The sequence below is a fragment of the Bradyrhizobium sp. MI1.10 genome (genome assembly GCF_055811035.1).
In genome coordinates this window covers 1-12,721 of sequence record NZ_JBVVPN010000088.1, presented here as the reverse complement: position 1 = coordinate 12,721, position 12,721 = coordinate 1, and the positions used below count along the sequence as shown (strand labels likewise).

At 60.1% G+C, this 12,721-nt stretch carries 10 protein-coding genes and 1 pseudogene; 10 read left to right on the top strand and 1 reads right to left on the bottom strand.

Features of this window, described 5'->3' with window-relative positions; genetic code table 11:
* The 9 genes and pseudogenes from AC0L3K_RS39305 to AC0L3K_RS39265 all read left to right on the top strand — a co-directional run.
* Positions 1-429: LysR family transcriptional regulator substrate-binding protein (locus AC0L3K_RS39305; protein ID WP_473368079.1), on the top strand; the 429-nt coding region annotated here is incomplete at its 5' end.
* Positions 430-1,473: 1,044 nt separating this feature from the next.
* Positions 1,474-1,926: an IS66-like element accessory protein TnpA gene (tnpA, locus tag AC0L3K_RS39300; RefSeq protein ID WP_473368078.1), complete on the top strand. Its 453-nt coding sequence runs from the start codon at positions 1,474-1,476 to the stop codon at positions 1,924-1,926.
* On the top strand, positions 1,923-2,279 hold the full coding sequence (tnpB, locus tag AC0L3K_RS39295; protein ID WP_473368077.1) for an IS66 family insertion sequence element accessory protein TnpB: 357 nt from the start codon (positions 1,923-1,925) through the stop codon (positions 2,277-2,279). Before tnpA ends, tnpB begins: the two co-directional genes overlap by 4 nt.
* A gap of 74 nt (positions 2,280-2,353) precedes the next feature.
* Positions 2,354-2,983 carry an adenylate/guanylate cyclase domain-containing protein gene (locus AC0L3K_RS39290; protein ID WP_473368076.1) on the top strand — a complete coding sequence of 210 codons (630 nt, stop codon included), beginning with the start codon at positions 2,354-2,356 and terminating at the stop codon, positions 2,981-2,983.
* 235 nt (positions 2,984-3,218) lie between these two features.
* Positions 3,219-4,148, top strand: coding sequence for a c-type cytochrome (locus AC0L3K_RS39285; protein ID WP_473368080.1), 930 nt, complete (start codon positions 3,219-3,221; stop codon positions 4,146-4,148).
* 648 nt (positions 4,149-4,796) lie between these two features.
* The gene (locus AC0L3K_RS39280) at positions 4,797-5,003 is read left to right on the top strand and encodes a hypothetical protein (RefSeq protein ID WP_473368075.1); all 207 of its coding nucleotides are present in this window, start codon (positions 4,797-4,799) and stop codon (positions 5,001-5,003) included.
* Between the two features lie 1,062 nt (positions 5,004-6,065).
* A complete protein-coding gene (locus tag AC0L3K_RS39275; protein WP_473368074.1) occupies positions 6,066-7,190 on the top strand; it encodes a TAXI family TRAP transporter solute-binding subunit in 1,125 nt (374 codons plus the stop codon).
* A gap of 360 nt (positions 7,191-7,550) precedes the next feature.
* Positions 7,551-7,844 (top strand): hypothetical protein, encoded by a 294-nt coding sequence (locus AC0L3K_RS39270; protein WP_473368073.1) that lies wholly within the window; start codon positions 7,551-7,553, stop codon positions 7,842-7,844.
* Between the two features lie 406 nt (positions 7,845-8,250).
* Positions 8,251-8,536: pseudogene (locus AC0L3K_RS39265) on the top strand (IS5/IS1182 family transposase); the annotation flags it as partial.
* 432 nt (positions 8,537-8,968) lie between these two features.
* Here the strand turns inward: AC0L3K_RS39265 and AC0L3K_RS39260 are convergent.
* Positions 8,969-9,331, bottom strand: coding sequence for a hypothetical protein (locus tag AC0L3K_RS39260; RefSeq protein WP_473368072.1), 363 nt, complete (start codon positions 9,329-9,331; stop codon positions 8,969-8,971).
* A 760-nt stretch (positions 9,332-10,091) separates the two neighbouring features.
* On the opposite strand from AC0L3K_RS39260, the gene AC0L3K_RS39255 reads away from it, so the two are divergent.
* The gene (locus AC0L3K_RS39255) at positions 10,092-10,448 is read left to right on the top strand and encodes a hypothetical protein (RefSeq protein ID WP_473368071.1); all 357 of its coding nucleotides are present in this window, start codon (positions 10,092-10,094) and stop codon (positions 10,446-10,448) included.
* The last annotated feature ends 2,273 nt before the right edge of the window (positions 10,449-12,721 follow it).

The following is a 12,721-nucleotide window of genomic DNA, read 5'->3' as shown; positions in this document are numbered from 1 at the left end:
TTCACTCTCTCCTCAGCTATTCGAGGAGGGGCAATTCCTCGTGACGCAGAGGGGGCAGTTTGCCACGGCGCGCGACACATCATCATGGGCAATTGGGTGTTGCCGCCCTATGACAGCGCCCCAGGCGCCATCGTCGGCGAGGTATTTCGAGCCAATGGTTTTTCACCACCGAAGCCACGGGTCAAAACTATCGCCATTCAGCTCACGGTATCGCTGATTGCAAGCGGACAATTCGTCGGAATTCTTCCCGCATCGGTAGCGGCACTGAGCGCGCACCGGGCCGCGTTAAAAGTTCTGCCGCTAAGAACCGCTGGTCCCCGGATTTCGGCCGAGATCGTATTCCTGAAAAATCGAACGCTCAGCCCCCCGGTTGAAGCCTTCATCAACTGTACGCGGGAAGTCGCGAAATCGCTTGTTCACGGGCCTTAATCAAATGTATGGCTGATATTGACCCATAGCGTCGTTGTGCCGGTATGCAGCACGTCAGTTACCTAGCCATAGCAGCGTCAGCCCTGCGGATTGTGGGTTCACAGCCTAGGTCAGGTCCTAGTTGGCCTGCTGTGGACAGGCCGAACAAAGCCTATGGGGAACGAGACCGCGCGACCGGCTCGGGGCGAAGGAATTTTGGTTAACGCTTCCCTGATACGGTGCTCATCGTCGCGGAACCGTATCGCGTACCGCGGCCATTGGTCATTGGTGTTGCATGCAAACCATCGAAATTACTGACCCGCGAGAGGCCCGACGCTGCCGCTATGCCCAATATCGGGGCGAAAAGGCGATAGTGATGTTGAATGGATTGCTCGTCGCGGGGATGGTCCGTTCGATAATGGAGGTGAAGTCAAGCAGCCCGACGCGGTGGACTGTCACCGTCGCACTCATAAGGTAATTCGAGAGTCCAAGGCATCAAGCTGTCACGCGGCGACCGGAAAGCCGTGCTTGCCCCTCGCGATGAGCACCGAGCCGCACGAGAGCCGGGCGGTGGCCAGGCAGGCGGTGATCGTGACGTTTTCGGTGCGGTGGAGCCGCTGGTGATCCTATATCCGGCGACCGAAGAAACTGAAGGGCCGATCCGGTGATGTCCGCTTTTCAGTGCAGACCGGAAGCGGCATTTCCCTGCCGTCAGGGCAGCTCGTGACCCTGGCTGTTCTCTAATTCCGGGAGTGAGGTCAAGCTCTCCTTGAACATCCTTGCCGGGTCCATGGTTCTCTCCTCGGTAGGGGCGCGCCCTCCGCATGATGGCGTAAGATGACGTTAGCGGATCAATGTGTGAAGCGCGCTTTGCCCTTTCGAGCACCGCAAAGCCAGGGGCGATCTCACCAACGCCAGCGTCCCGGCAGGGACGTTCGCTCCCGCTGTTCGGCGGGAACTCGTTATCCTTTATGCAGGCTGATCAGCAGTAAGCGCTGTTTCGGTCCCACCTTCCATTGAAGACGCCGAGCGAGGAATGATCGATCTCTGATTGGAGATCGGCTTGTGTCTAAGTTTGACCATATGCTTGAGCCCAGGACCTCGGTTCGTCGGGTCGAGGTCATCACCGAGAGCGGCCGACGCCGGCAGTTCTCGGCCGACGACAAGGCGCGGTTTGTCGAGGAGACGCTGGCCCCGGGAGCCGTGGTATCGGAGATCGCGCGGCGGCACGGATTGTCGCCGCAACAGCTGTTTACGTGGCGCCGGCAAATGCGACAGCCATTTGCGATCCCTGTGGCTCCCGAGCCGCAGACGTTCGTGCCCGCTGTCGTTACCCCATCGTCCACGCCGCCGGAGCGCTCACCGCGGCAGCGCCGACGCCTCCGGAAGGCGCCCGAGGGCGCCGAGAACAGTGGCATCATCGAGCTCGAGATCAACGGCGTCGCGGTCCGGGTCGGCCGCGGCGCGGATGCCGCGACGGTTGCGGCGGTGATCCATGCGCTGAAGACTTGCACGTGATCGGTCCGACGGGCGCGGTGCGGGTGATGGTGGCGACCAGGCCGGTCGACTTCCGCAAGGGTGCCGAAGGGTTCGCGGCCCTGGTGCGTGAGAGCATCCAGGCCGATCCGTTCTCCGGCGCCGTGTATGTGTTCCGCGCCAAGCGCGCCGACCGGGTGAAGCTGATCTATTGGGACGGCACGGGTGTGTGCCTGTTCGCCAAGCGGCTTGAGACCGGTTCGTTCTGCTGGCCCAACGTGCAGGACGGCGTCATTCGCCTGACCGCGGCGCAGCACGGGCGCGGACGCAGGATCGCGAGATTAGCGGACCGGCAGCATCAAATGCTCGTATTGCGTGCCAGGCACATCACATAGGGCCTCGTTGGGTCGGCCTTCGCGCCGCGTGGATAACCCTCCAACATCTTAGCACCAGAGCGTCGACATACGTGATGCACGGTATATGGCTGAACGCATCTCTGGAGCGAAAATGGTGGAACTTTCCTGGCGCCGATCACTTGCCCTGGCTTGCGGATGCCGATGCCGCATTCGAGGAGATCGCCGAGTTCCTGACCGGCGTGCGTCCCATGGCCGAACCCGACCGCGTGCTCGCCACGGTGCTGTTTACCGACATTGTGGGGTCGACCCAAAAAGCTGCGACCGTCGGTGATCGACGCTGGCACGATTTGCTCGACAGCCATAACTCCGTTGTCCGACTGGCGATTGTCCGCAGCCGAGGCCGCGAGATAGGCACCCAAGGTGATGGCTTCCTTGCCACATTCGATGGCCCGGCCCGGGGTGTGCAATGCGCACGCGCGATAATCGATTCTACGCGTTCGCTCGGAATCGAGGTGCGTTGTGGCCTGCACACTGGCGAATGCGAGAGAATCGGAGACGACGTCGGTGGCATCGCCGTGCATATCGGCGCACGTATCGCGGCGCTCGCGGAGGCGAACGAAATCCTGGTGTCCAGCACCGTGAAAGATCTTGTGGCCGGATCTGGTTTGCTCTTCTCCGATGTTGGGACAAAAACGCTCAAGGGTGTGCCGGGTGCATGGAACGTATTCCGAGTCGAGCAATAGGTAGGATCGTCACGACCTTGGCTGAATCGCTTCTTGACGCAATCGAGCCCCCAGCGCCAGAATGCTCTTCTGGAATGAGGCCGGAGAAGGTGCGGTGTCCGTCGCCTCGCGAGCGTTGGGCCGCCGCCTCCGATCTTCGCTTTCGCAAGAACATTGCCTTCGCAGGCAAATGTGGCTTCGCCGATGCGCCTGGAGGTCGAGGGCCATGAGAGTTTGCAGCGCGCCTTTGACGCTTGTGTTCTTGTTGCTTGCCGCAGCGGCGTCGCCCTCTCACAGCGAAGACAGCCCACCGGCGTGGGCCTACCCGGTAAACCCGCCGAATTTTCAACGCGCACCCGATGATGGCGCGATCAGGCAAGTCCCGGACAGCACCATCGGCTTTACGCTCACGCAACTGCGCGATCTGTTCGCCGCGCCCGACTGGCATCCCGAAGATCATCCGCCAATGCCGGCGATCGTGGCAACGGGCAGAAAGCCTGACGTGTTGGCCTGCGGCGTCTGTCACCGGGTCGACGGACCGGGCGGCCCTGAGAATGCCAGCCTGTTTGGTCTGTCCTCAGAATACATCATCCAGCAAACGGTGGAGTTCAAGACGGGCCTGCGCACGAACTCGGTGCCGCGCGTCGCCACCGACCTAATGATCAAGGCGTCGAAAGGGGTGACTGATCAGGAACTCAGGGAAGCCGCGGACTATTTTGCGTCAATCAAGCCAAGATCGAATATTGCGGTCACAGAAACCGATACCGTCCCGAGGACACATGTCAGGGACTTGTTTCTGGCTCGGATCGATGACGGCGAAAAGGAGCCAATCGGCCAACGCATCATCGAGATTCCGGAGAACGTCGAATATTTTGTCAGTCGGGACTCGCGCGCGCGCTTCATCGCCTATGTCCCCCTAGGCAGCATTGAGAAAGGGCGGGCGTTGGCGGCGAGCAGCAATCCGCGCGTCCAGTGCGCCGCTTGTCACGGTGCCGAGTTCAAGGGGACGGCCGTGGCGCCCAGGATCGCGGCCCGTTCGCCGACGTATGCGTTCCGGCAGCTTTTCGACTTCAAGACTGGCGCGCGCAAGGGCGCGAACAGTGAACTCATGAAACCAGTTGTTGAAAATCTCAGCATCGAGGACATGATCGCACTGGCCGCTTATACGGCGTCGCTCATGCCCTAGCATGGTCTTGGGGCCTGTCAGCACAGCGGACATGCGGCCCGTTATCTCGCGCTTGAGGCGACCTTATTGGCATGACGACTTCTGGCCCATAGCGTTAGTGGGCGCAGTGCAGCGACATGTCCGGACGCTGAGGAGGACCGGAAGTCGGTTGCCCAGCAGGAAACCGCCGCGATTGACCCTGGAGCGGACTGCACGTCTCTGAAGCAAGCGAGAGGGGCCCAGCGTCAGTCGAACCACGGCCGATCCTAGTGATACCGGAAAAATGAGGAACGAAGGCAGCTTTCCTGCCTTTCCCTTCCATGCCCATGACATTTGAACGCGTTCCGTCAGAGCTCAATCCAGGAAAAGCGGCTACTTCATCAGCCTAAAGATCCTCGCCCGCCGCGACGCCGACCAGGCTTGCTCGCCTTAGCAATCAACCCGAGGCGACGCCATTCTATGTCACGCTTGTTGGCTCTGGTAGCTTGCTCATCCAGCTCTAAACGCAGCGCGAGCAACTCGGTTTCGATTTCAGCTTGTGTCATTTCTGGCCTTCCGCTTTCGTGGGTTGCTCTTCTCGTCAACTGTGCACGAAAAGAAGCTCGAACAGAAGCGGTCGCGCCTTAGGCCTAAGCCGGACGCCGAGCGGCACCACGGGGAAAGCTGGAGATGAAAAGCATTTTGAACGGACTAGGCACACAGCTCTTTGCACTGCTCTTTATGTCGTTCGCCGCCGGTGCCCTTGCCATTGTGGCGTTTGAGAGAGCCCTGCGCAACGACAGTGAGTGGATTATTTTGGCTGGCGTTATCGTCATCATTCTCGTTACGATAGGCATCAACGCTATTCGGCTTATTAGAAAGACCAGTGCCTCTTAGCTCTCGAAGAGGCCACCTCAGTTCGCGGCCTTTCATGTCGCCTCTTGGCCCTAAGCCGAAGATCATCACTGCAATGAGAACGCCAGCTCTCAGAGGCAAAGGCGACCTTCCCAGCCGGCCGGCTAAAATGACAAAGCAAGGGTGCCTCATCGCATCCCGCGAAGGTGATCGTGGCACATCGTAAGACCACGTAAGCCCATTGCGCACAACAACTCGAGGCCTGCGCATCTATTGTGTCGCCGTGCATCCAACTCAGATTGGCGTGAGCGGCGGCCCGTCGCTAGTCTAGATCGGCCGCCAAGGACGATCGCTCTCCTTAGGCCGGCGAGCTTTCGACCGACGTCATCCCTTGCCGAGCACACAACGTCGGCACGACTCTCGTCCAGATTGCTTACTCGCTCGAGCGAGGCAAAGCTGGAGTTTCGTCCTCGGCGGCATATCGCCCTCTATAAGGAAATTGGCGCACCCGAACCAGATCGACGTGTGACCTCTGCCTTCGGAGGCAGGGCTCTATGCCGCTGGCGGTTAGAGAAGGGGAGCCACACCACTTGGTACCAGCTTGGGCGTTCGCCTTGAAAGGCACTTATAGGCACGAAATGCACCTAGTTTCCTTACCCATCTCGGCAAGTCATTGAAATCGCTAAAAATGCGACCGCCCTCCGAGCCAAAGACGGCCATCGTTGCGACTTTTTTCGCGTCGCCCATAGGCAGAAAACACATCTTCTTTCGTGCCGAGCTTGTCCCGGTTTGCCTGCGCGATGTGATGCGCCGGCATCTCGGATCGGTCTAACCGAGCATCACCATTATCTGACTCTCGGGGCAGTCGCGTAGGCCTCGGCCCGCGCCTTGCGCACGCCGCCTGCGGGTGCAGGAACTGCCCTGGTTTGGATGCGTTGGAGGGACAAGACGAATCCATTCCGTCCGTCATGCTCTGGCGGAATTGCCTGTTTATCGAGGTGACGGTACGGCGCCGCTCCGGCGGAGAAGAGGGCTGATCCGGACCGAACAGGTTTTACAGCAATGAGCGTCTGCAGAGCGATTCGGATCGGCCTGTTTACCGCAATGATCGCAACGGCTTGGATCGGCGAACTGGTCGATCGGTGCGCGGCGCAGACGTCTCTGGCCGAGCCCGCGAAGGCGCCTCCGCGCAAGCAGAGCGCCGGCGGCGATAAGGGGGTGATGATATCGGAGAGCCGCTACACGACCGGATTGGTTACCGGCATGCCGCAAAGCACCGAATTCGCCATAGCCCAGGAAATAGCGACCACGCTGGCCACCGGTCAGGAGACCGGACCACACGGGGAAATGGCGTTGCGGGTGCTGCCATTAGTTGGAAACGGCGGCGTCCGCAACGTCGTCGACGTCCTAACTTTGGCGGGCGCCGACATGGCGATCGCGCCTGTCGTTCTGGTCAATCGCCTCCGGGACGCCAGGCCCCTTGGCGACATCCGCGATAAGCTAGTCTACATCACCGTTCTGTTTGGCGAAGAATTCCATCTGATCGCGCGGCCCGAGATCAAAACGCTGGCCGACCTTGCGGGAAAGAGAATCAATCTGGGCGAAGAAGGCAGTGCCGGTGCTGTCTTGGGTCGCGAGGTGCTCAACAGTCTGGGCGCGAAATTCGACGAAGCGAACCTGAGCCTCGAAGCGGCGCTCGACGAGATGCGCAAGGGGCGGCTCTCGGCCGCCCTGCTGGTTTCGGCGAAGCCGGTCGCCTCGCTGGCGAGCTACGCCCAGTTCAATGCGGTTCGCTTCCTGCCGATTCCTTATTCCTCGGCGCTGCGGCGCGACTACCTGCCTTCGACCCTGCATCACGAGGACTATCCGTCGGTCCTCGGGATCGACGAAAGCGTCGACACGATCGCGATCAAATCGGCCCTGTTCGCCTACAATTGGCCGAGCCGCGACCAGCGCTACCAGCTGCTCGAGTCATTCGTGCAGACATTCTTCTCGCGCTTCTCCGAATTTCTCGGAGACGGCCATCACCCGAGATGGCGCGAGCTGAACCTGGCGGAACCGCTCCCCGGATGGCAGCGCTTTCGTCCTGCGGATCGCTGGATCCAGCGTCAGGCGTTGCAAGGAGCGTTCGACCGCTTTCTCGAGCAGCATCCAACGAACGATCAGTCGGACCGCGAGGCGCTATTCCGGGACTTCCTGCGCTGGCGGGAGCGCAACAAGGAGAAGTGAACAAAGGGAGATTGCGAGATGCGCCATCGGTTGGCCGCCTCGGGATTGGCTGCATTGCTCGCCTTAACCGTCGTGCCCGTGTCGCCTGGCGCGCAGCCGACCCTGCAAGGGTGGGGGCCCGCGCCGCAGGGGACCATGCCGGATCCGTTCCAACAGCCCGCGCCGCAGAGGATGCCGGATCCCTTCGCCCCAGCCGTATCGCGGCCGGCGGCGAGGACCGAGCCTCCTCGGAGGACCGAACCTCCTCGAAGGACTGTTCGCCGAGCCCGTCCCGCGCACACGAAACACCACGTCGTTCGTCCGACGCAGAATCAACGGAAGATCGCCGAAGGAGAGGGATACAAGCGGGTAAGCGATCTGGTGAACTTCCCGAAGTTCTTTCCGAGTCTCGGCATCCTGTTCGTGAAGCCCCAAACCTTGCCGCTCGGACCGTTCCTGTGCTTCGACCGTAAGGACCGCCTGATGGCGACCGTATACATGGTTTCAATTAAGGACATCGACGATCACAAGGCGTTCGAGGCGCCGGCGTTCGCCGGCGCGACCGACCATGTCAACATCTACTTCAACCCGGGACATCCCGGGGTCGACGTCCCGCACTACCACTTCGTGATCTGGCACGTGACCAAGAAGGAGGAGGAGCGCGTCGCGAACTGACGCGGTCCTCGGCGAACCGGTTCGGCATTTTCGGCGCCGCCGCTTCAATCCGCGACATTGAATCCGCCCTGCCTGAGCGCCGCCGCGACCTCCACCTCTCGTCCAACCCCCGACGGTGATTGTGGTGCGGCTTGTAGTTTGTGGAGTTCTTCCGGCTTCAGCTTGGTGTAACGCCGCAGTGCTTGCCAATCCTTGTGGCCGGTCACAAGCGTAACTTCTCGATTGTGAGCCCTGCTTCAAAAAGATGGCTAGTCCCCTCGTGTCGCAGGTCATGAAAATGCAGATCCTCGTTCTTCAACTCGTCGCAGGCCCCGCGTGGAGGCTGCGCTCACGGAGCGGTGGCGTAAGGGAATACACGACCCCATCGGGGCGCTCGATCGCAGGTCAGGACCGGCGGAGGGATCGCGATCCGGCCAGGTCTAGCCGCGCGGTGAAGGAGTATCTGGCGACCCTCAACGATACGGCGTGGGGCGCCGCCAGCGATTTCGTCCCGAAGTTTATTTCGCCGTCCGATCCGGCAGCGCAGTGGACCGGCGCTCACAAGGGGCCGGCATTCTTCGCGTACTCCGACAAACTATCTCATCGACGTGAAGTTCGGCGTCATCGTTGATGTCGAGGCCTCCCGCGCCATTCGCCAGGCCGAGGTCGGTGCAGCAAAGACCATGATCGAACGAACCGAGGAGCGCTTCGGTCCGACCTATTTTGAGGAGTCTCATCCCTTCGGCCCGGAGGTCTCGTATGCGCGCTACTCACGCGATATCGCGGTTGAGCGAGCCGTGGGCTGTTGCGCCTGATCACAAAGCGTAGCTCACCACCGTAGCTGAAGCGTGGGAAATGCCGCCATGTCCGAAGAAAACGCTGTAAGATCAGATCGATAGTAAAATAGGGTTGGAGGAGTGGATATCATCTGGCTTCGATAATTGGGGATTATCGATCGCTCCTCCCCTGGACGCGGGGCTGGCGTTTGCCTTCTGGATTCGCCGGCAGTTTATCGACGGCTACTGGCGCTAGGGGCTCTCCGCGCTTTGAGCCTACGAAATTTGGCAGATTCGACGGCGCCTCCGATTTGCGCTTTATCAAGCGGCTTCGGACGTGGAGCGCACCACGCTCCAGCTCTGCGCAAATCAGCGGTGCCGTTCTAGATTTGCCGCACAGAAACCCATTCCGAAAAACACCATGCAGAACCTCGAAACCACCATCGCCGCGCTCACGAAGCGCGGCGAACAGCTCTCTGCCAAATGCGCGACCGCGCGGGCGGCGTTGTGAACGAGGCGATCAAGACCCGTCAGCAGGCGCTTCTGGGCGGCGACCTCGATGACCAGCGGGCCCTCGACAAATTGCAGGGCAGGGTGGACACGGCAGCATCCACGCTGGCGGGCATCGATGATGCGCTTGACGCCCTCGCGCAGCAGAAGGCCGAAGCCGAGCGACAGCTCGCCGCCGAACGTGAGCGCGGTGCGCGCGCGGCTGCGGCGGACAAGCTGCACAAACAGTTGCCGCCATCGAGGTGGCCTTGCCGGGCTATCTTGAGCAGTCACGTGCTCTTACCGATGCCCTCTCCGAGATCGGCGACTGGCATTTCGAGAGCGGCCAGATCTGGCTTCGTCCAGAACACCATGGGGCAAATCGAAATTGCTGCCAACTTCACTCTCGCGAGCTGAAGGGCATGCCCGATGCGATCCGTCAGGGTCGGCAGTCTATCCCGCAACCGTAACCCATGAATGCCGCACCTGCTGTCCCTGCTATTGGCGCACCATGTTCGCGCGCCCAAGGAAGGTATTTGATGATGTCTGAAGGAACTCCGTCCGAGAAAGGCCCCGCCCATCCTGCGACCTCTCTCGACGCCCTGGGGGTCGCTGCTTGTGTCGATGGTGGCGACAATGGCAGCGACCCCAATGCGCAGGTCGATCAATACGACGGACTGCTCGCCAAAATCGGCCGCTCTTACGACCAAGACTGCCGGGTCGCAATTCACGAGGCGGACCATATTGTTGCTGCGCGCCTACAGGACCACCCGCTGGGCGGCGCCACGGTGGACCCGGGTTCGGGCTTTGAAGGCTGCGTCTGGGGTGAGGAGCACGAGGAGGCATTCGCGGAAGGTCGCGGCGATGCCTCCGATGTTCGGGAGGCCATCGCTCCTGTGATGCCCAAGCCGGGCCAGGATATCAGTTCGGTTTCAGATGTCTTTGCGAGTATGTACGGCCATTGTATCGAGCTGGCAGCGGGTCGGGCTGCTGAGCATATGCTTTGGGCGATGACGATAGCCGGTCGGCCATCGACGATCTGCGGCAGGCCCGCGAGCTGGCGCTGCTTATCTGCAAGAGCGAGGAAGCAATCGCGGCGTTCCTCACGTACTGCGACATCGCGGCGCGCGATTTGCTGTTGCCCTATGGCGATCGTATGATGGTGCTGTCTACCGTCTTGCGCATCAAGCGCTCGTTGGATGCCGCCGAGATCGACGAGATTATTTTGGATGTGGAGACGCGTAAGGCTTTGGCGGTTGAGCATCGGCGCCGCGCTGAGTGGCGCAAGGCCGAGGTAGAGGCCGAGCGCTTTCGGGCGGAATGTGAACCGCTTGATGCCGCAGCCCGTGCCACATTCTGAACCAGATCGGATGCGGTAATCGGCGACATCAATGATCAGAAGACACGGCGGATGTACCCGGCCCGATGATCTAAAAGGCCCGGACGCGAGCGTCGGGGCCTTATTCATGGCCCCAACGAACGGATTACGAACCCAGAGGGGTCCATCTAAGAACCAACATACCGAGGTCCGAGTTTACACAGGTGGGTAGGTTCGTAGAGATGGGTATGCGTCATCAAGCGCCTGCGGTTCATACGAAAAGCCTCGTTAAAGACCCGGCTTGACCTAGAAGCACAACAGCTACACGATGAATCCCGGTCATGCCCACCAGGACACAAGCGAGACAGTCTGCTTAGGAAGGCGGCAGAACGAAATCACGTCTCGCATAACCGAGTGGCTGACCTTGCCAAGATGGCAGCCACCGAAATAGGGCGCCTCCGTTTGCGGTATGAGTGGCGGCTCAAACGAGTATCCACATCGTGAATGCGGCGCAGGGGCAGGTGCCCACGACGGTCATTCCGGCAAAGAAGCGCTCGGTTCGATCCATGTCGATCACTTTCAGATCGGTCCACGCCCATACACGTTTAAAGCTGCACGTTGGCTCCCGCTTGCGAGCGTCAAATCTGTCAGAGCTTATGTCCCATTAGGACGGTGCGAGCGCACTGCGAGTTGGCATTCGAGCAAATTCCATCTGAGTGGCTCGAAACCAGTTGAACCAACTGGTTGTTAACAGCAATGGACGAGCACGATCTGCAAGCCCGCACGGGCCAAGCTCTTGTCGTAGTGACTCTGAGCACGGCAACGCTGATCGCGTGTGTCGGGCTATTGATGTCTACGTCGTTGCAGTGACGGACGGCTCGCTCGGGACCGCTCGCTCTAGGCGTCCGCGCTGTTTCGTTGGTCGATTCGTCAGGTCGAGCTAGAGAACAAGGAGGCGAGACGGAAAAAGACCGCCCGAAGGCGGTCTTTTCAGTGCAAGGCACCGGGCCAAAATAGATCGGGATCAAACGTGCTCCGCCGGAGTGCTCACGAGCTAACCATCATCCAACGAGCGCCGCCTCACAACTATAATTGCAGTTCTGAAATGGAAGAGGGTGCGCTTGCTGGAACACCTTGAAACGCCAGTCTGCAAACATGCATGCAGATCAACCTGCTCGGGTGAGCAGATTACAGTTTTCGAGAGTAAACAAAAACGGCTCCAGTCATCGGACTGGAGCCGTCACTTCCGTAAGCGCCTCCGACCTTGGGGGCTTGTGGTGGTCGGAAGAGCGCCTTCATTCTGCGCTTCGTTTGTCGATCTAGGAGCATTAATCTCTAGGGGGCACCATTCCGGCGCAACATGCTCGCGCGTCGAGAGCGTCGTGATCAAGGTGTGTTCAGACCGCCGCCATCGGGCAGCGGGATGGGATCAGCAAACACCCCGCTGTCAGTCTCGATTGCTCATCATGCCTCGTGCTACTACGGCTTCTGGTTGTTGGCTACTTCTCGCGCCGCCAAACTAAGCTAAAGCTCAGTGAGCTTTTCGACCAAGTGCTCCACGATTTCCTCGCAGACGGATGGTGGTTAGTGAGGTGCACGCCGCCTAATGTCGGACGCCATCGCAACCACGTCTGGCGAAACGGACGGGTCAGGTCCACTATCGCCCGCATCTTGTTATATTTAGTGATTGAACTTGTGCAACATAATTTAATTTATTTAATCCCCTCAGGTGATTTAATTGAGATGCCAAAATCATCTGGGTCGCCAACCCGGCTCCACCTTTCTTGGGACGAAATCGCTGTAGTGAACGCGCAGCTCAATCGCCCCTTCCGCCGCCATAGGCCCACAGGGAGAGTCTACCATGAGTGGCCTCCATAATACCCAGACTTTCCCGGTGGCCCCGCGGGCCGATCTCTTCAAGGCAGCCAATGAGCCAGCGGCGGGCAATTCATGCTGCGGAGCGGCTGCTGCTGCCGTTGTTCTTCGTCACCGTTTAGAAGCGTTAGCTTCTCAGCTCGCCGAACTGGCAGCCCTTCGCGAACGAGTGCATCAGGCTGAGCAGAGGATCGAGCCGAGATACACGCAAGGAAACGCGACGATACGGGCCTAGGAAGATGCGCGCGCGTTGGCACCTGCACGATTAATCGCGGATTGAGACGCGCGGATACACAAGCGAGCTTCGCGCTGCCTGATGCAATTGGAGGCAGATGTGCTCAGATCGGCGATCAAGTTTACTGTTGTAGCAACGTTGCTGATGACCTTGATTACTCCTCCCGTAGTCACGCAGGCCTTCGGCCACGGGAGCGGTGGTGGCG